This is a genomic window from Bradyrhizobium sp. SZCCHNRI2009 (assembly GCF_032485115.1).
In the GTDB taxonomy this organism is placed as follows: domain Bacteria; phylum Pseudomonadota; class Alphaproteobacteria; order Rhizobiales; family Xanthobacteraceae; genus Bradyrhizobium.
Map to the genome: position 1 here is coordinate 15,864 of NZ_JAUEUH010000015.1, position 18,192 is coordinate 34,055.

Here is an 18,192-nt window from a genome sequence, read left to right on the forward strand (position 1 = left end):
GGGGCCGACTGCGGCGATCACGATGCTCAGCCCCGACCGCTTTCCTGCGCCACCGCCTGCCAGGCAATGTCGCGCCGGCAGAAGCCGTCAGCCCATTTGATGCGGTCGACGGCCTGATAGGCCCGCGCCTGAGCCTCGGCGACGCTCTTTCCCGACGCGCAGACATTGAGGACGCGCCCACCATTGGCGAGAATGGCGCCGTCCTTCGCCACCGTGCCGGCGTGGAAGATCTCCACGCCCTCGATCCTCGCGGCATCGTCGAGTCCCTCGATGACACCACCCTTCGCGTAGTCGCCGGGATAGCCCTTCGCGGCCATGACCACGGTGACGGCGGCGTCGGGAAACCAGCGCAGGTCGAAATTCTTCAACTGCCCATCGCAGGCGGCCAGCATGGCGGGCACGAGATCCGACATCATCCGCAGCATCAGCACCTGACATTCCGGATCGCCGAAGCGCACGTTGTATTCGAACAGCTTCGGCCCCTGAGCCGTCAGCATCAGGCCGGCATAGAGAATGCCCTTGAAGGGTGTGCCCCGGGCGCTCATCCCGGCAATGGTCGGCTGAATGATCTGATTCATGATCTCGTCATGAATCTCCTGCGTCACGAACGGCGTCGGCGAATACGCTCCCATGCCGCCGGTGTTCGGTCCCTGGTCGTGATCGAACACCCGCTTGTGGTCCTGGGCGGAGGCCAGCGGTATCGCGGTCTCACCGTCGCACAGCGCGAAGAACGACACCTCCCGTCCTTCGAGAAACTCCTCGATGACGACCTCGGCGCCAGCGACGCCAAAGCCGCCCTCGAACATCATCTTGATGGCGTCCTCGGCCTCGGCAACCGTCTTGGCCACGACGACACCCTTGCCGGCCGCGAGTCCGTCTGCCTTGACGACGATCGGAGCGCCGTGCTCGCGGACATAAGCGAGCGCCTCGGGGGCATTGTCGAAGCGGCAGTAGGCGCCGGTCGGGATGTCGTATTCGGCGCAGAGATCCTTGGTGTATCCCTTGGAGCCCTCGAGCTTGGCGGCGAGCCTGGATGGGCCGAACGCCTTGATGCCGGCAGCCTCGAGATCATCGACGATGCCGGCGGCGAGCGGCGTCTCGGGGCCGACCACCACCAGATCCACCTTGTTCGCCCGGCAGAAGGCGATCACCGCCGCATGATCGGCGACGTCGAGCGCGACACATTCGGCCTCCTTGGCGATCCCGGCATTGCCGGGTGCGCACCACAGCTTGGTGAGCAGCGGCGAGCCGGTAATCTTCCAGGCGAGCGCGTGCTCACGGCCGCCGGAACCAAGGAGCAGAATGTTCATCGTCGATGCCGTCGCAGGGGTGGGCCAATTTGGACGCCCCAATTGCCCGGCCCTCGCAACGGAGTCAAATCATGGCTCCGGCGGCTTCGCGGCAGCGCCGGCAATGATGCCCTGCAGGTTCGCGACATAGCGGGCGAAGGCCGCACGGCCGGCCGCGGTCGCCGTGACCGTGGTCTGCGGCTTCTTGCCGACGAAGGCCTTGTCCACGGCGACGTAGCCGGCCCGCGCCAGCGTGTCGATATGCGCGCCGAGATTGCCGTCGGTGGCGCCGGTCAGCTTCTTCAGCCGGACGAATTCCAGCCCGGCCACGGCAGGCAGGGCATTCAGCGCCGCCATGATCTTCAGCCGCAGCGGTTGGTGGATGATCTCGTCAAGCTCCGCCAAACCGTCAGCTCCGCCGCATCCACAAGCCGCCGAGAACCAGGCCACCGCCATTGACGAACGCCATCCACAACGGGAAAGCCTTGCCGATGAAGAGGTAGCCGACCAGGGTCAACGCGGTGACGCAAAGGCCGAACACCGTGAACGCCGCGCCGAACCACAAGCCGGCGAGGCCGTAGAACAGCATGAAATAGATCGGCCAGAATGCGCCCATCTCGCGCGGTCCGAAATGGCCGATCGCTTCGACGAAGAAGCCGAACGCAAAGAACATGACGAAGGCGAGCAGCGCCCGGAGATCGAAGCTGCGTACGCCGGAACGCGCCTTCTCCGTCGCGCCCAACCCCAGCGACCCGGCCAGACCGAGGACATAGACCGATAGCCAGGCCTTGTCGGCGTAGTTGGGCGCGAGATAGGTCACGAGATTGCCGGCGAAGACGAGAACGCCCCAGAGGATCATCAGCAGGCTCGACAGCCGATAGATCTGCGACTGCCGCACGCGCTTCGTCACATCCTCGATGTCGCTGAGCGCCCGCGCGGCTTCCAGGCTGTCAATCATGCGGTTTGGACCTCTAGTGCGTCGCCACGTCCTCGGCGATCGCGCTCACCGCCTGCGGCGCCGACACGATCTCCATGTGATTGACGCCAGCGATCAGCTTCACGTCAACGCCCGGCACGACGGCGTGCACCACATCTGCATATTTGTCGGCGAGCATCAGCTCGTCATCGGCGCCGGCGATGACGGTCACCGGGTGCTTCGCCGCAGTGAAATCGGCCTTGTAGCCACGGGTCGCGAAATTGCGGAACAGCCGGTAGCTGTAGGTCGGCGCCAGGAATTTCTCCGAGTTCGGCCTGACAGCAAAGGCCAGCACAGGCAGTGCCTCGCAACACGGCATGCCGATGCGCCTGAGCACGCCGAGCGCCAGGATGCGCGGAATGTCGGGACCGGCCCAGCCGCCCGAATTCTCCCGGTTGGTCGGCGCGTCGTAACCCAGATAGGGCGCGAGCAGCACGGTGCGCGTGAACAGATCCTGGATCGGGGCACTCACCGCGCGCAGCGCGAAGCCGCCGCCAGCCGAATGGCCGAGCAACACGATCGGCTGGGCCGGAATCGACCTCCTGACCTCGGCGACGAGGTCGGCGAGATCGTCTTCGAGCTGTCCGAGATGGCCGATGTCGCCGCGGGTGCCGGAGCCGCCATGGCCGCGAATGTCGGGCGCGAAGGTATCGATGCCGCGCGCCGCCAACGCATCGGCAAGGGCATGCACGGCGACGCTGGAGCCGGAGGAGCCGTGGACCACGATGGCGACCTTGCCGACAGCCGTTCCGCGCGCCGGGTAGTGGCGATAGGCGAGCTCGGTGCCATCGCGGGCACTGAAGCGCTGCAGGCCGGGCATGGTGCTGCGGTCGACCTGGCCGGCCGTCTCCGAGATCGACTTGAGCTCGGGCGGGCGCACCAGTGGCGTCGCGATCATCGCAGCCAGGGCCAAAGCGAGCATGCCCAAGAGGCAGAGCCCCCATCCTAGGACCCGAAACAGGAACTTCGCGCCGCGTCGCACGCTGTCCTCCAGCTTTCTGCATTTTACAGAGTACTCTGTATTATAGAGTTATCGAAAGGGCAATGGCTTGATTGGCGGCGGACGCGGAAAGCCCCTACCTTGGCTGCTGCTCCCCGAACCGAATCAAACAGCGATGCCGCCTGCGGAAGCCTTGCCCAACGCGCCCGAATTCACCGTCACCGAGCTGTCCTCGGCGCTGAAGCGCACGGTCGAGGACCAGTTCGGCCACGTCCGGGTGCGCGGCGAGATCACCGGCTTTCGCGGGCCGCATTCCTCGGGGCATTGCTATTTCGCGCTCAAGGACGAGAGCGCCAAGATCGAGGCGGTGATCTGGAAGGGCGTGCATGGCCGCATGCGCTTCAAGCCCCAGGAGGGGCTCGAGGTGATCGCCACCGGCAAGCTCACCACCTATCCGAACTCGTCGAAATACCAGATCGTCATCGAGGCGCTGGAGCCGGCCGGGATCGGCGCGCTGATGGCGCTGATGGAGGAGCGCAAGCGGAAGCTCGGGGCCGAAGGACTGTTCGATCCCGCACGCAAGCAACTGCTGCCATGGCTGCCCGAGGTGATCGGCGTCGTCACCTCGCCGACCGGGGCCGTCATTCGTGACATCCTGCACCGGCTCGAGGACCGCTTTCCTCGCCGCGTGCTGGTCTGGCCCGTGAAGGTGCAGGGCGAAGGCTCGGCCGAGCAGGTTGCCGCCGCGATCCGCGGCTTCAACGATTTGCCGCAGGATGGCCCGATCCCGCGGCCCGACGTGCTGATCGTCGCGCGCGGCGGCGGCTCGCTGGAGGACCTGTGGTCGTTCAACGAGGAGATCGTGGTCCGCGCCGCGGCCGAGAGCATGATCCCGCTGATCTCGGCGGTCGGCCACGAGACCGACGTGACCTTGATCGATTTCGCCGCCGACAAACGTGCGCCAACGCCGACCGCAGCCGCGGAAATGGCGGTGCCGGTGCGCAGCGAGCTGATGCAGGAGGTCGCAAGCCTCGCGCGCCGTGTCGGCGTCTGCTGGCAGCGCAGCCAGGAGAGCCGCCGCAACGAGCTGCGCGCCGCCGCGCGCGCCCTGCCCGGCCCTAGCGATCTGCTCGCCATTCCCAGGCAGCGGCTGGATTCGGCGGCCGCCGGCCTGCCACGCGCGCTGAAGACCAACACGCATGTACACTTTCGCCAATTCGCGGCGGCGAGCGCCAAGCTCACTCTGCGCGTGCTGCACGCGCAGATCGCGCAATCACGCCATCGTCTCATCGCGTCGTCCGAGCGGCTGTCGCTGTCGTCGCGCGGCCAGTTGCACCGGCGGCGCGAGCGATTCGAGGCGCTCGACGCCCGCTTCAAGGCCTCGCGCCAAGCCTACGCCCAGGCCAAGCGCCAGGCCATCGGTCGCGAGCGCGACCGAACCGAACGTCTTGCCGAGCGGGCCCGGCGCGCGTTGCTGACCCAGCTTCAGCGCCTGTCGGCCCGCGTCGGCCAGAACGAGAAGCTCCTCACCGCGCTGTCCTATCGCAGCGTGCTGGCCCGTGGATTTGCCCTGGTGCGTGACGAGGCCGGCCACCCGCTGCACCATGCCGCGAGCATCGGTCCGGGCGATGCGCTCTCGATCGAATTTGCGGACGGCAAGGTCGCGGCCACGGCGGGCGCGGACCGCCCACTTCCGCCGGCAGCGCCGTCATCGCCGAAACCTGCGCGCGAGGCCAAGCCTCCGGCACCGAAGCGCACGCCCGATCCCGCCGACCAAGGCAGCCTCTTCTGAGTGGCCTTCAGCGCGCCAGCCAATCGGCCACGAGCTTCTGCGCATCGGCGCGCGCCTCGGGATCCGAGCCGACATGGCCGCGCTCGGGCGCCCCGGCGTCGGATCCCGCGACCTGATGCAGCGGCAGGTTCACACGATCGAAATCGTGATAGGCGCCGGGATAGATGACGATGCGGGTCAGCGCGCTGCGGCCGCGCGCGCCATCGATCATCTGCCGGCACGCGGGCGGCGAATAGACGTCGTCCAGGCCGCCGATCAGCACCAATGTCGGGACGCGCGTGCTCCAGCCGAGGCCGGACGAGGCGCGGCAATCCGGATAGAACGCCACCGCCGAGCGAAAATCCGGCGAGACATGCTCGGGCAATTGCGGGCGCACCGCCCACAACAGCGCGCTCGCGCCGGCCGCCCAGCCGACCAGGCTGACCCGGTCGGGCATCGCCCAGGCTTGCTCGGCCAACCATTTCTGCGCGATCACGATGTCGGCGACACGCTCGCGCCGGCCGCTGATACGACGCTCCTTGACGCGGCATTGCGGGCCCAACCCGCGCGAGCCGTAGCTGTCCGGCAGCAGGACGGCCTTGCCGTCCCTGACGAGTTCCTCGGCCCAGTCGCGATAGCGCGGCAGCACCGGCTCCGAGCGGCCGGAAAGCCCGCCGCAGCCGTGGAGCGCGACGACGACCGGAAATGGGCCGGCCCCCTTCGGCCGGTAGAGCTGGGCGTGCAGCACATAGCTTCCCGAGGGGATCTCGACCGCGACGGGCGCTGGCAACGGCTCTGCCAAGGCTGGAAACGCCGTGGCGCAGAGCAGTGAGACGACGATGGCGACGAGGGAGCGCATCAAACCAGCCGGGCGGGACAAGCGGCGGATATCGCAATCTAGCTAGCACGGAGTTTCGAGCAGAAGCATCACAAATCAGTGGGTTTGCGCGGGGGGACAGCGTCCCCCATCTATGCTAGGAAATCATCGAAATTCGGCCTGTCGTGTGCGCGCGGCGCCCGCGTAGGGGGACTTCACGTCAAGGAATTGGAGATCGCGGACGTGCTCAACAAGTTTGGTCCCTCGGGCCAGGGCGAGGCGCAGGTGCAGTATCTGGATGGCGATTTCCGGGTGATCTCACCGGGAAGCTATGTGCGCTGCGCGGTCACCGATGTGCGGATTCCGCTGGACGAGCTGAAGTATTGGAGTGTCGATCTGCAGGAAGCCTACGCCCTGCCGAGCGCCGTGCTGCAGCGGCATTATCCGGGCGCGTTGAAGGCCAACGGCTGATCTTTGCGCTTCGCTGACAGCCGTTGCACAACCAGCGCGCGCAACGCGGCGAGATCGTCGAACTGCAGTGTGACCGGGAATGCCATGACATCGGGCGCGGCCTCGTGGCCGCGGAACCGCACGAGATCCTTTTCCGTGGTCACCAGGGCAAATCCATCACGCCTGGCTTCGTTGGCGAGGGCCACGACGTCGCCCGCCGTGAACGGGTGGTGATCCGGAAAGGCACGCTCGCGCCTGACGTCGAGACCAGCGCCGCGAAGGGTGCGGAAGAAGCGGGCGGGGTCGCCGATCCCGGCAAACGCCAGCAACGGCCTGCCCCGCAGCGCCGCAACGATCTGCGGATCTGGCTGCAACGCGGCTGAAAACACCGGCTTGCCGGCCGACAACACATGTGAGGCGACCGCCTCGCTGGCTCGGCCGCTGCCGATCACGACCAATGCGTCGGTGCGCGCCAGTTGCGGCGGCAGCGGCGCGCGCAATGGTCCGGCGGGAAACACCTCGGCATTGCCGAGGCCGCGCGCGCCGTCGATCACGATTAGCGCGAGATCCTTCGTGATCGACGGATTCTGGAAGCCATCGTCCATCAGGATGACGGTGGCGCCTTGCGCCTTGACGAGACCGATGCCGTCGGCGCGATTGCGCGCCACGACGACCGGCACCCGCGCGGCCATCATCAGCGGCTCGTCGCCGACATCGGCAGCCTCATGGACCGCAGGATCGACGACGACGGGACCGCCCAGCCGGCCGCCATAGCCACGGCTCAGCACCACCGGCCGCTCGCCGAGGTCACGCAGAATATCCGTCAGCGCCAGCACGGTCGGCGTCTTGCCGGCTCCGCCGACGTGGAAATTACCGACGCAGATCACCGGCAGGCCGGCATCGACGCCGCCTTGCGCCATCCGACGTGCGGCAACGGCGCCGTAGAGTGTCGAGAGCGGAGACAGCAGACGCGATTGCCAGGAGGCCGGCCGATGCCAGAAGGCCGGCTCACGCATCGCCGGCGGCCCCCATCTCGAGCCTGACCTGCAACAGATACGGCTCGAGCGCTGACAGCGTCCGCTCCAGCGCGCCACCGAGCTGATCGACCACCCGCGTTCCTGCCGCAACCAGGCTGTTGCCGGCTGCGGGATCAGCGAGCAGTTGCCGGAGTTGGCGGATCAGCGCCTCCTGATCGTGGGCGAGCCTGGCTCCCCCGGCTTTGTCCAGCGACTCATAGACGTCGGTGAAGTTGAACACGTGCGGCCCGTGCACGATGGCCGCACCCAGCTTGACGGCCTCGATCGGATTCTGGCCGCCATGCTCGACCAGCGAGCCGCCCATGAACACGACCGGCGCCAGCCGGTAGAACAGGCCGAGCTCACCCATCGTGTCGGCGACGTAGATGTCGGTGCCGGCGAGCGGCTGGTCCTCCCGCGACCGCAAGGCGCCCCGCAGGCCGGCACTTGCGACGAGCTCGGCGACCGCCGGGCCACGATGCGGATGGCGCGGCACGATCACGGTGAGCAGCGACGGATAGGACACCGACAAGGCCCTGTGGGCCGCAATCAGGATCTCGTCCTCGCCGGGATGCGTGGAGGCGGCGACGACGACCGGACGGCCGCGCGTCATCGCCGTGAGCCGATCGAGCTTCGCCGGATCGGCGGGCGGCGCCGGCACGTCGAGCTTGAGATTGCCGGTGGTGATGACGTTGCGCGCGCCGAGCGCGGCGAACCGGTCGGCATCCGCCTGCGACTGCGTCAGGAAGAGATCAAAGCGTCCGAGCAAGGCGGAGATGGTGCCGGACATGCGGCGCCAGCGCGGGAACGAGCGCGGCGACATGCGGCCGTTGATCACCACCATCGGCACCCGCCGCGAGGCGCCAGCGAGGATGAGATTCGGCCAGAGGTCCGACTCGATGAACAGCCCGAGCGAGGGACGCCAATGATCGAGAAACCGCTCCACGAAGCGCGGCGTGTCATAGGGCACGTATTGGTGGATCACGTCGGGCGGGAAGCGCTTGGCCACGATGGCGGCCGACGTCACGGTGCCGGACGTGATGAGGATGCGGATGTTGAGCTCACGCAGCCGCTCGATCAGCGCCGCCGCCGCCAGCACCTCGCCGACGCTGGCACCGTGAATCCAGACCAGCGGACCCAGCGGGCGCGTGTCATGGCTCAGGCCGCGCCGCTCGTCGGTCCGCTCGGGATCCTCCTTGCCATGCTTGAGCCGCTGTCTGATCAGTGCCGGCGCAAGCGGCACCGCCGCCGAGGACAACCCGCGGTAGACACGCAGGGCCATCGGCAGGGGGCTAGGCACTCGATGCTCCCGACGCGACCGGCCGAGGACAGGCCTCGGGACGGCCGACGATCTCATAGGCGCGGCGCATGCATTCGTTCAGCGTCGCCTCGAGGTCGAGACGTGCCTCTTCCATCATCGCGGCGTCGGCATCGCGCGGCACGTTGATTTCCTTGATTCCCACCAATGCGCCGCGGCCGAATGGCAAATTGATGGTGGTGCTGTCCCAGTTCTTCAGGCGGATGAAGCGGCTCGTGACCATTGCGAACGGCATGATCGGACGTCCTGATTCGCGCGCGAGCATGATGATGCCGAGACCCGCAATCCGCGCCCGCTTCGGCACATCGGCGGTCGATGCAACATTATAGTTGTCTTCGAGCGCCCGCACCATCTCCTTGAACGCCCCCACCCCGCCTTTCCGGTGGAAGGAGGAGCCATGATCGCCGGAGCCGCGGATGGTTCCGATGCCGAGCCGCTCGGCGGCGATCGCGTTGAACTCGCCGTCGCGATGCCGGGAGATCAGCACCTTGGCGCGATAGCTCGGCTTGTTCTTGATGAAGGGGGTCAGCAGATGCTGGCCGTGCCAGAACGCGAAGATCGCCGGCATCTGCGGCTCGACGATGTCGTAGACCTCCGGCGGCTCATAGGTGAAGCGGTTGGTCAGCCACACCAACCGCAGGTACTCGGCCGCGAGGAACCCGACGGCACGCTGGAACCAGCCGCTACGCAGCGTATTACGGATCAGATGTTTCAAGTCGCGAGCTTTGCGTCTTACTTCGCATCCTGACCGGGATCGAGCAGCCGGTGCAGGTGAACGATGAAATAGCGCATGTGGGCGTTGTCGACCGTCATCTGCGCCTTGGCTCGCCAGGCGGCGTGGGCCGCCGCGTAGTTCGGATAGACGCCGACGATATCGACCTTGTCGAGATCCTTGAATTCGTTCTTGTCGAGATTGATGAGCTCGCCGCCGATCACGAGGTGAAGGAGCTGCTGCGAGGCGCTATCTGTCATCGGTATCGTTTCCTAGTCAACGCCTTGCAGGCGACGTGGAGGGTGCGATCCAGGGCGTTCAGTCCGGCGGTAACCTGCGATACTGCGCGACGATGTCGGCATGTCGGTCGCGGCCCGCTGCCACCAGCACCCCGTGCACCACCTCCGGACGATTATAGAGGATCGCCTCGCCGGACAACGCGGTCATTTTACCCCCCGCTTCCTGCACGATCAAATGAGCCGCCGCAAGATCCCAATCGCGGCTTTGCCCGCCTGCAAAAGCGGCATCGAGCCCGCCATGCGCGACACGGCAAAGGCGCAGCGCCAATGATCCGATTCGCGGATGGAGTTCAATTCGCGCCGAATCCGGAGCCAGCCGCTCAACCAACGGTTTTGGACCGGCCACGCGCGAGAATTCGAGCTCTCGTCCGGGCGCCACCCGAACCGGCTGTTCGTTCAACGTGGTGCCACTACCGCGGGCGGCGAAGAAGAACTCCTCGCTGACCGGGACATGCACGGCGGCGAGTATCGGCGCACCGTGCTCGATCAGCGCAACGCTCACGCACCAGTCGTTGCGGCCGCCGAGATAGGACCGCGTGCCGTCGATCGGATCGACGATCCAGACCCGCGACCGGCCGAGTCTTTCCCGATCATCCGCGCTCTCCTCGGACAGCCAACCGTAATCTGGCGTTGCGGATCGCAGCCTGCGTTCGAGCAGTGCATTGACCGCCATGTCGGCTTCGGAGACGGGCGACGACGCCCCCTTGGTCCATTTGCGCAGCTCCGTTCCGAACATCGAACGTGCGAGCTCGCCGGCTTCGCGGACCGCCTCCTTCAGGAGCCTGGCGTCTGCCGCGAGGCTGGTCTCGTTCGGTTTCTCGATCTCATCGTCCGCCAAGCGTCAATCCTTCGATGCGCACCGTCGGCGCATTGACGCCATAGCGGAATTCCAGATCGCTGGCGGGCGTCATCGACTTGAAGATCTCGAACAGATGCCCGGCGATCGTCACCTCGCTCACGGCATAGCCGATCTCGCCATTCTCGATCCAGAAGCCGGACGCGCCGCGGCTGTAGTCCCCGGTGACGCCGTTGACGCCCGAGCCGATCAGGTCGGTGACGTAGAAGCCCTGCTTGATGTCCGAGATCAGCTCCTTGGCTGTCACGACGCCGGCTTCGAGATGCAGATTGAACGGACCGGGCGAAGGCGACGACGACACGCCGCGATGGGCGTGGCCGGTCGTCACCATGCCGAGCTCGCGCGCGGTGCCCGAGTCCAGCAGCCACGTCGTCAGCACGCCATCGTCAACCAGCGCGGTCTGCTTCACCTTCACGCCCTCGGCGTCGAACGGTTGCGACCGCAGTCCGCGCTTGCGCAGCGGATCATCGATGATGCGGATGCCCTTGGCGAAGAGCTGCGCGCCGAGCTTGTCCTTGAGGAAGCTGGTCTTGCGCGCGATCGAGGCGCCGTTGATGGCGCCGACCAGATGTCCGACCAGCGAGCCGGACACGCGGGGATCGAACACCACCGGCACCTGGCACGTCGCAACCTTGCGCGGATTGGCGCGCGCCACCGCGCGTTCGCCAGCGCTGCGCCCGACGGCCGCGGGCGCCAGCAGGTCGGCGCCGTGCGGAGCCGCCGTGTAGTCGTAGTCGCGCTCCATCCCGGTGCCTTCGCCGGAAATGGCGGTCGTCGAGATGCTCTGGCTCGAGCGCAGATAGGCGCCGTGAAAACCGTCGCTCGTGACCAGCACCATGCCGCCGATGCCGGTCGAGGCCGACGCACCACCGGACTTCGTCACGCCCTTCACGCCGAGCGCGGCGGCCTCCGCCTCCTGGGCACGGCGTTCCAGCTCTGCGGTCGAGGGAATCTGCGGATCGAGCAGGTCGAGCTCGGGAATATCGCGCGCCAGCAGCGCCGGATCGGCGAGGCCGACATATTGGTCGTCAGGCGCCACCCGCGCCATCGCCACGGCCCGCTCGGCCAGCCGCGCCACGCCGTCGCCGCTGACGTCGTTGGTCGACACCACGGCCTGGCGCTTGCCGACGAGAACGCGCAGGCCGACATCGTCGCCTTCCGAGCGCTCGGATTCCTCGACTCGCCCGTCACGGACCTCGACGCCTTGCGAGATACCGCGCACCGCGATGGCATCGGCGGCATCGGCGCCGGCCTTCCTCGCGGCTTCCACCAGCCGCTCGGCGAGCGTTCGCAGGGCGGACTGGTCGAGCAGATCTGATTGGGCTGATGTCGACGATGAGGCTGGGGAAGAGGTCACGAACACGATCCGATCGATGTCAGGTGGGCGGCGAAGACGGCTCAATCCAAACGAAATGTGGCCTGTTCACGCCGACTTCAAGCAGGACGGCAGACGGCACATCGGATTGTCGGCAAATCGGCAAGGTCTCGTCAATCATGCGGGGCAAGCGCTTGTCAATCATGACGGTGAGAGGATCATGCGTGAGATCTGATTAACCAGGCTTGTTAAGCCGATACGGGCGATCCGCGTGGCAAGGTCACACGCATCGACCGGGAGCATAATCCCGGCGGGGAGACCAAGCCGTGAGGCGTCAAACAGCAACAGGCGGAAGCAATTCCGCTGGGTCGGGCCGCGTCCTGCGGCTCGACCCTCTTTCCCTGCCCGTCTCGTACAGCGCGCACGATACCCGTGCCGATGGCGGGATCCGGCAGATCGAATTGCACCGGGAGCGCGTGGTCCTGCGGCGTGCCGTCAGCGGCATGCGCATGGCCCTGAACCTCCGCGTCAGCGACTTCCTCGGCATCGGCGTGCGCGAAATCGACGCCACGCAGGTGATGCTGGTGCTCGTCCACCGCGACCCCTCCCTGACCATCCCGCTCTGCGTCAGCGACGACCAGAACGAGATCGTTGCTGCGTGGGCGATGTGGAGCGAGACGTTCGCGCTGCCGCAGTTGCAGGACGCGCGCCGCGAGGCGACGCCGCGCCGCCGTCGCCGCAACGCGATCCGCTCGCGCCGCCCGCGCTTCCTGATGCGCCGCCGTGTCGGCTACCAGCTCAATCCGGCCTCGGTCCATCGCGGCGAGCGCGAGATCATCGCGCGCAACTGATCAGGTTGCGCGTAGCACGGCATCGACCAGCAGCCCTGCGAACAGCAGCAGCCCAGCATCGCGGTTCGACTTGAACACCCGCAGGCACAGCGCCGGATCGGCGATATCCAGACGCCATATCTGCCAGCCGAGATGCGCGGCAAAACCCGCGAGTCCGAGCCACGCCGCGACATGCACATGGGCAGTCGCGAAGGCGGCCCCTATCAGCATCACGGCCAAACTGTAGAAGACGACCAGCGCCAGATGTGTCCGCTCGGCAAACAGGCGCGCGGTCGACTTGATGCCGATCAGCGCGTCATCCTCAGCGTCCTGATGTGCGTAGATCGTGTCATAGGCGATCACCCACGAGATCGACCCGGCGTAGAGCAGCAGCGCGGTTGCATCGATGCGGCCGAACGCAACCGCAAATCCCATCAGCGCGCCCCACGAGAAGGCGAGACCCAGCACGACCTGCGGCCACCAGGTGACACGCTTCATGAACGGATAGATCGCGACGATCAGCAACGAGGCGATGCCGGTGGCGATTGCGAACCGGTTGAACTGTAGCAGTACCACCAAGCCGATCAGGGCCTGCGCCACCAGGAAGGCGAGCGCCTGCTTCACGCCGACCTGCCCGGCCGGAATCGGTCGCGAACGAGTGCGCTCCACCTTGGCGTCGAGATCGCGGTCGGTGATGTCGTTCCAGGTGCAGCCGGCGCCACGCATGACGAACGCGCCGACGAAATAGAGCCCGATCCACGCCGGCAGCATGGACAGATCCCCGCCGATCCCGGCCGCCAGAGCGGCCGACCACCAGCACGGCATCAGCAGCAGCCAGGATCCGATCGGGCGATCGAAGCGGGCGAGCCGCAGGTAAGGCCGGCTCCACACCGGCGCCAGCGTGTCGACCCAGTTGCCGGTCGCGTCAGCAACGCGGACGGCGGTCGTGCTCATCGGGTGAGAACGTTGCCAGTCATGGTGTCGAAGGCGGAACCGCCCTTCTTCGTCGTGTTGGCCTCAGGCAGCGCAGCCGACGAGCCCAGCACGTCGCTCAGGCTCGGAGCCGCGGGCCTTCCGGCCCCCGACTGCATCTGCGCCGCCACGGCACAGACCTTCTTTTCCAGCGCGTCGGTGTTCTTGTGACCGGCCTTCAGCTGATCGGAGATCTGCTGGGGGATGCCGCAGCTCGCCGCATGCGCCTCGACATATTTGATCATCTTCACTTCGGCCTTGCCGAAATTGGCGATCAGCTTGCAGGCCTCGTCAGGCGAGGCCTTGCGGTCGCTCGCGGCCTTGATCAGCTTGCCGCGACGCTCGGCTTCCTCGCGCAGCGGCATGAACTCCTTCATGCAGCTCTCCGGCGGGCCACCCTGCGGCGCGGCTCCCATCGGGGCCGGCTGGAAGCCGCCACCGCCACCGCCGCCGAACGCCGAGGCGCCTGGACTGGGGAACGGACTTGCCGGGGCTGCGGCCCGGGTCGGCGCCGCACCGTTGATGGGTGGAAACGGCGAATTGCTGGTCTGGGCCTGGCCAGGCATCGGCGCGGGAAACGAGCTCTGCGCGAAGACCTGCCCTGTGGAGAGCACCAGCGCGGCAATGGCGAGCGGCATGAAAGACTGGCGGACGATCAAGGCTGGTTCTCCGGCAAGACCAAGAATCCTCAACACTTCCGGATGAAAGCACGATCCGATCCGGGGCTTTTACGATTCTCGCCCGTCCAGCACAACCGCGGATTTGATCACATCCGCGGCGCAGAGACGCAGCCGGGTTCCAACCGGCGCGGAGGCCCAAAACGAGGCCCTTCCCGAACGTCGGAGCCCAAAAATCCGTTCACTCCGCGCCCTCGCCCACCTGGTCAAGCCGGAGTCGCCAGTTCAGCGGCCGGCGGGACGGTTCACGTCGCCGTGCACACCTTGCGCATCACGGCCAGGGTGTTTTCGTGATTCGCCTTCAGCTGATCGGTGATCTTGGCGGGGATTCCACATAGCGAGGCATGCGCGACGGCGTAGTCGATCATCTTGGTCTGGGCGAGCTCGTAGTCATGCACCAGCTGACAGGCCTCGCCGGGCGCAAAGCGCCGCTCGGTCGCCGCCTTGAGCAGCTTGGCCCGGCGGGCGGTCTCGTCCCGCAGCGGGGTAAACTCCTTCAGGCAGGTCTCGGGCGGGCGGAAGCCAGCCACGCCGGCACCGCCCGGAACCGCGGGGGCCGCCCGTTGCGGCGGCGCGGCGACCGCCTTGTCATCGGCCCGGGACGGCGCGGCGACCATCACCGCGATGATCGCGACCAGCGCCCAGATCGCAAGCGCCGAAGTCGAATGTCTCAAGATCAAGGCCGTTCTCCGCATCGAGGCTTACGGAATCGTCGGATGTCCGTCCCGGGGGACGACCGGCGGGATCGAAACGGTAAAATCTGTCGACAGCACGGCCGAAAGGCGCCATCGCCGATATCCGATACAACACCACGTGACGGCTCTTCCGGCTTTGCGGCTGGCGCGTGGGTCCGGTAAGCAACGTCCATCATCGGCTCCGCTTCGCTCCATGCCCGCATACGACTTCAACGCCCCGCGCCTGTTCGTCGACGCGCCCCTGCAGGAGGGAGGCTCGGTCGCGCTCGACCGCAACCAGGGAAATTATCTCGGCAACGTCCTGCGCCTTGGCGCCGGCGATCACGTGCTGGCCTTCAACGGCCGCGACGGCGAATGGCGGGCCGTGATCGAGGGCCGCAAGCGGCCGGATGGCCTGACGATCCAGCAGCAGAGCCGGCCGCAGGATCAGCTGCCGGACATCGCCTACGTCTTCGCACCGCTCAAGCACGCGCGGCTGGACTACATGGTGCAGAAGGCGGTCGAGATGGGCGCCGCGCGGCTGGAGCCGGTGATCACCCGTCGCACCCAGGTGTCGCGCGTGAATGGCGAGCGCATGCGCGCCAACGTGGTCGAGGCCGCCGAGCAATGCGGCATCCTCAGCCTCGCCGACGTCAAGGACCCGGTGCCGCTGGAGCGCTTCCTCGCGCAGCGGCGACCCGAGCGGCTGCTGGTGTTCTGCGACGAGGCGGCCGAACTGGCCGATCCGCTGCAGGCCTTGCGCGGCGGCCAGAATGCGGCCGGCATCGACCTGCTGATCGGACCGGAGGGCGGTTTCGCCGACGATGAACGGACGCTGCTGCTGCGCCAGCCGCATGTGATCAGGCTGGCCCTGGGCCCGCGCATCCTGCGCGCGGATACGGCCGGCGTCGCCGCCCTCGCCGTGATTCAGGCGACGCTCGGAGACTGGGCCGGAGCCCGCGGTTAAGGCATCCGACCAATTGTGGCGCGCCGCGGCCATTCCCAGTCGAAACCGTCAAACGGCCATGCTAAGGGGCAGCCGCCGCTTCCAGCGGGCGCCCAAGCCATTTTGGAACTCGAATCGACATGACCGGACCCGCTCCGACCGGACCCGCCGCGTGGGCGGACACGCTGCTGCAATCCTTCGCCCAGGCCGGCTATGAGCGGGCCGAGCCGGCGATCCTGCAGCCGGCCGAGCCGTTCCTCGACCTCTCCGGGGAGGACATCCGCAAGAGCCTCTATCTGACCAGCGACGCCGCTGGCGAAGAGCTGTGCCTGCGCCCCGACCTGACCATTCCCGTCGCCCGTGACTACCTCGCCTCGGCCCGCGCCGGGCAGCCGGCCGGCTTCAGCTACCTTGGTCCAGTATTTCGCTACCGCGAGGGCCGCCCGAGCGAGTTCCTGCAGGCCGGGATCGAATCGTTCGGCCGCCAGGACCGGCCCGCCGCCGATGCCGAGATGCTGGCGCTGGCGATCGAGGCGACCGCCGCCGCCGGCCTTGCCGCGGTGGATATCCGCACCGGCGACGTCGCGCTGTTCACGGCCTTGATCGACGCCCTCGATCTCTATCCGGTCTGGCGGCGGCGGCTGATCAAGGACTTCAACCGCAAGCGCACCCTGGCGCTGGACCTCGAGCGGCTGGCGATCGCCTCGGTGGCGCCGCGCAACGAGTATGAGGGCGTGCTCGCCGCTCTGGCCGGCTCCGACCGCAAGGCGGCGCTCGCTTTGGTCACCGACCTGATGTCGATTGCCGGCGCAACCGCCGTCGGCGGCCGCACGGTGGCGGAGATCGCCGACCGCTTCCTCGAGCAGTCCACCCTCAAGAGCGGGGCGCTGCCGCGTGACGCGCTGGACCGCATCAAGCGCTTCCTGGCCATCAGCGGCAGCCCGACCGAAGCCGTCCAGCAGCTTCGCGCCCTCGCCGCCGATGCCAAGCTCGACATCTCGGCCGCGATCGACGCGCTGGAGGCCCGCGCGGGCTTCATGGCCCAGCGCGGCATCGACATCGCCAAGGTGCGCTTCGCCACGTCGTTCGGCCGCGGCCTCGACTACTACACCGGTTTCGAGTTCGAGCTGCATCATCCTGACAATGGCGACGAGCCGCTGGTCGCCGGCGGCCGTTATGACGGCCTGCTGAGCCAGCTCGGCGCCGCCGAGTCGATTCCGGCCGTCGGCTTCTCGATCTGGATCGAGCGCCTGGCCCAGAGCAGCGCCGTGGGCAAGTCCCCGGTCGGGAGAGCATCATGAGCGGCCCCCTCGTCCTCGCCGTTCCCTCCAAGGGACGTCTGCAGGAGAATGCCGAAGCCTTCTTCGGCCGCGCCGGGCTGAACCTGTCCAAGCCCGGCGGCGCGCGCGACTATCGCGGCACCATCGCAGGTCTCGACAATGTCGAGATCGCCTATCTCTCTGCGAGTGAGATCGCCTCGCAACTGGCGCGCGGCAGCGTGCATCTCGGCGTCACCGGCGAGGATCTCGTGCGCGAGAGCATCACCGATGCCGACAAGCGCGTGCTGCTGATCGATACGCTCGGCTTCGGCGGCGCCAACGTCGTCGTCGCGGTGCCGCAGGCCTGGATCGACGTCCGGACCATGGCTGATCTCGATGACGTCACCACCGGTTTTCGTGCCCAGCACAATCGCCGGATGCGCGTCGCCACCAAGTACATCAACCTGACGCGCAGCTTCTTCGCCGCCCACGGCATCGTCGATTACCGCATCGTCGAGAGCGCCGGCGCCACCGAGGGCGCGCCCGCGGTCGGCACGGCCGAGCTGATCGTCGACATCACCAGCACCGGCTCGACGCTCGCCGCCAACGGGCTGAAGGTGCTGGACGACGGCGTGATCCTGCGCAGCCAGGCCAACCTGGTCGCCTCGCGCGACGCCGAGTGGTCGGAGGGTCCGCGCGAGAGCGCCCGGATCATTCTCGACCACATCCATGCCCGCGCCCGCGCCAGCAAATACCGCGAGGTCCGCACCCGCTTCAAAGGGTGCGACGCAGCAATGCTGACCGAGGCGCATAACCGTTTCGGCGTCGTGGCGCCGTTCGGCGGCCCGACCTCGTCCGGCATGCTCACCCTGCACTGCCCGCCAGCGCAGATCTACGCGCTCGGCAGCTTTCTGCGCGCGCATGGTGCCGAGACCGTCTCGGTCGCCTCGCTCGACTACGTGCTCGACCGCGAGAATCCGCTGTTTGCCCGCCTCGAGGCCTTCCTGCGATCATAAATCGCCGTTCATCGTAGCGACAGGTGAGCGCGACTACCATATGTTGGTAGGAGAACGAG

The 18,192-nt window shown here is 67.3% G+C and carries 20 protein-coding genes; 6 read left to right on the top strand and 14 right to left on the bottom strand.

Annotated elements, in window-relative coordinates; genetic code table 11:
• Positions 1 to 26: 26 nt before the first annotated feature.
• The 4 genes from purD to QX041_RS33230 all read right to left on the bottom strand — a co-directional run bounded on the left by purD (position 27) and on the right by QX041_RS33230 (position 3,187).
• Positions 27 to 1,310: a phosphoribosylamine--glycine ligase gene (purD, locus tag QX041_RS33215; protein ID WP_315825390.1), complete on the bottom strand. Its 1,284-nt coding sequence runs from the start codon at positions 1,308 to 1,310 to the stop codon at positions 27 to 29.
• 69 nt (positions 1,311 to 1,379) lie between these two features.
• Positions 1,380 to 1,694, bottom strand: coding sequence for a transcriptional regulator (locus tag QX041_RS33220; protein ID WP_315716689.1), 315 nt, complete (start codon positions 1,692 to 1,694; stop codon positions 1,380 to 1,382).
• Between the two features lie 4 nt (positions 1,695 to 1,698).
• Entirely contained in the window at positions 1,699 to 2,247 is a 549-nt protein-coding gene (locus QX041_RS33225; RefSeq protein ID WP_315753434.1) for a hypothetical protein, read from the bottom strand.
• A gap of 13 nt (positions 2,248 to 2,260) precedes the next feature.
• Positions 2,261 to 3,187, bottom strand: coding sequence for an alpha/beta hydrolase (locus tag QX041_RS33230; RefSeq protein WP_316168028.1), 927 nt, complete (start codon positions 3,185 to 3,187; stop codon positions 2,261 to 2,263).
• A 193-nt stretch (positions 3,188 to 3,380) separates the two neighbouring features.
• Here QX041_RS33230 and xseA point away from each other — a divergent pair, with 193 nt between their 5' ends.
• On the top strand, positions 3,381 to 4,997 hold the full coding sequence (gene xseA / locus QX041_RS33235) for an exodeoxyribonuclease VII large subunit (protein ID WP_316168029.1): 1,617 nt from the start codon (positions 3,381 to 3,383) through the stop codon (positions 4,995 to 4,997).
• Positions 4,998 to 5,004: 7 nt separating this feature from the next.
• Here the strand turns inward: xseA and QX041_RS33240 are convergent, their stop codons facing one another.
• Entirely contained in the window at positions 5,005 to 5,835 is an 831-nt protein-coding gene (locus QX041_RS33240; RefSeq protein WP_315716686.1) for a dienelactone hydrolase family protein, read from the bottom strand.
• A 201-nt stretch (positions 5,836 to 6,036) separates the two neighbouring features.
• On the opposite strand from QX041_RS33240, the gene QX041_RS33245 reads away from it, so the two are divergent.
• On the top strand, positions 6,037 to 6,264 hold the full coding sequence (locus QX041_RS33245; protein WP_315716685.1) for a DUF2093 domain-containing protein: 228 nt from the start codon (positions 6,037 to 6,039) through the stop codon (positions 6,262 to 6,264).
• Here QX041_RS33245 and lpxK read toward each other — a convergent pair.
• From lpxK to QX041_RS33275, 6 genes are read right to left on the bottom strand one after another with little or no spacing between them, the layout of a single operon-like run.
• Positions 6,234 to 7,259 (bottom strand): tetraacyldisaccharide 4'-kinase, encoded by a 1,026-nt coding sequence (gene lpxK / locus QX041_RS33250; protein ID WP_316168030.1) that lies wholly within the window; start codon positions 7,257 to 7,259, stop codon positions 6,234 to 6,236. The two genes, QX041_RS33245 and lpxK, sit on opposite strands and share 31 nt — an antisense overlap.
• Positions 7,252 to 8,616, bottom strand: coding sequence for a 3-deoxy-D-manno-octulosonic acid transferase (locus QX041_RS33255; protein WP_410051907.1), 1,365 nt, complete (start codon positions 8,614 to 8,616; stop codon positions 7,252 to 7,254). The genes lpxK and QX041_RS33255 overlap by 8 nt, the downstream gene beginning before the upstream one ends.
• Positions 8,552 to 9,292 carry a lysophospholipid acyltransferase family protein gene (locus tag QX041_RS33260; protein ID WP_316168032.1) on the bottom strand — a complete coding sequence of 247 codons (741 nt, stop codon included), beginning with the start codon at positions 9,290 to 9,292 and terminating at the stop codon, positions 8,552 to 8,554. The genes QX041_RS33255 and QX041_RS33260 overlap by 65 nt, the downstream gene beginning before the upstream one ends.
• A 17-nt stretch (positions 9,293 to 9,309) precedes the next feature.
• The gene (locus tag QX041_RS33265) at positions 9,310 to 9,549 is read right to left on the bottom strand and encodes a DUF4170 domain-containing protein (RefSeq protein WP_009031572.1); all 240 of its coding nucleotides are present in this window, start codon (positions 9,547 to 9,549) and stop codon (positions 9,310 to 9,312) included.
• Positions 9,550 to 9,607: 58 nt separating this feature from the next.
• The gene (locus QX041_RS33270) at positions 9,608 to 10,411 is read right to left on the bottom strand and encodes a 3'(2'),5'-bisphosphate nucleotidase CysQ (RefSeq protein ID WP_316168076.1); all 804 of its coding nucleotides are present in this window, start codon (positions 10,409 to 10,411) and stop codon (positions 9,608 to 9,610) included.
• A 1-nt stretch (position 10,412) separates the two neighbouring features.
• On the bottom strand, positions 10,413 to 11,801 hold the full coding sequence (locus QX041_RS33275; protein ID WP_409998678.1) for a TldD/PmbA family protein: 1,389 nt from the start codon (positions 11,799 to 11,801) through the stop codon (positions 10,413 to 10,415).
• A gap of 284 nt (positions 11,802 to 12,085) precedes the next feature.
• On the opposite strand from QX041_RS33275, the gene QX041_RS33280 reads away from it, so the two are divergent.
• On the top strand, positions 12,086 to 12,610 hold the full coding sequence (locus QX041_RS33280; RefSeq protein WP_315753424.1) for a DUF6101 family protein: 525 nt from the start codon (positions 12,086 to 12,088) through the stop codon (positions 12,608 to 12,610).
• On the opposite strand, the gene ubiA is transcribed toward QX041_RS33280, so the two are convergent.
• From ubiA to QX041_RS33295, 3 genes are all read right to left on the bottom strand, one after another.
• Positions 12,611 to 13,543: a 4-hydroxybenzoate octaprenyltransferase gene (ubiA, locus tag QX041_RS33285; protein ID WP_316168033.1), complete on the bottom strand. Its 933-nt coding sequence runs from the start codon at positions 13,541 to 13,543 to the stop codon at positions 12,611 to 12,613.
• Complete coding sequence (locus tag QX041_RS33290) at positions 13,540 to 14,217, bottom strand: hypothetical protein (protein WP_409998679.1); 678 nt, start codon at positions 14,215 to 14,217, stop codon at positions 13,540 to 13,542. Before QX041_RS33290 ends, ubiA begins: the two co-directional genes overlap by 4 nt.
• Positions 14,218 to 14,483: 266 nt before the next feature.
• Positions 14,484 to 14,918, bottom strand: a complete 435-nt coding sequence (locus tag QX041_RS33295; protein ID WP_315716677.1) for a hypothetical protein — start codon at positions 14,916 to 14,918, stop codon at positions 14,484 to 14,486.
• Between the two features lie 208 nt (positions 14,919 to 15,126).
• Here QX041_RS33295 and QX041_RS33300 point away from each other — a divergent pair, with 208 nt between their 5' ends.
• The 3 genes from QX041_RS33300 to hisG all read left to right on the top strand — a co-directional run bounded on the left by QX041_RS33300 (position 15,127) and on the right by hisG (position 18,133).
• Positions 15,127 to 15,879 (top strand): 16S rRNA (uracil(1498)-N(3))-methyltransferase, encoded by a 753-nt coding sequence (locus tag QX041_RS33300; RefSeq protein ID WP_316168034.1) that lies wholly within the window; start codon positions 15,127 to 15,129, stop codon positions 15,877 to 15,879.
• 119 nt (positions 15,880 to 15,998) lie between these two features.
• Positions 15,999 to 17,159, top strand: coding sequence for an ATP phosphoribosyltransferase regulatory subunit (locus QX041_RS33305; RefSeq protein ID WP_316168035.1), 1,161 nt, complete (start codon positions 15,999 to 16,001; stop codon positions 17,157 to 17,159).
• The gene (hisG, locus tag QX041_RS33310) at positions 17,156 to 18,133 is read left to right on the top strand and encodes an ATP phosphoribosyltransferase (protein ID WP_316168036.1); all 978 of its coding nucleotides are present in this window, start codon (positions 17,156 to 17,158) and stop codon (positions 18,131 to 18,133) included. The genes QX041_RS33305 and hisG overlap by 4 nt, the downstream gene beginning before the upstream one ends.
• Positions 18,134 to 18,192 lie beyond the last annotated feature (59 nt).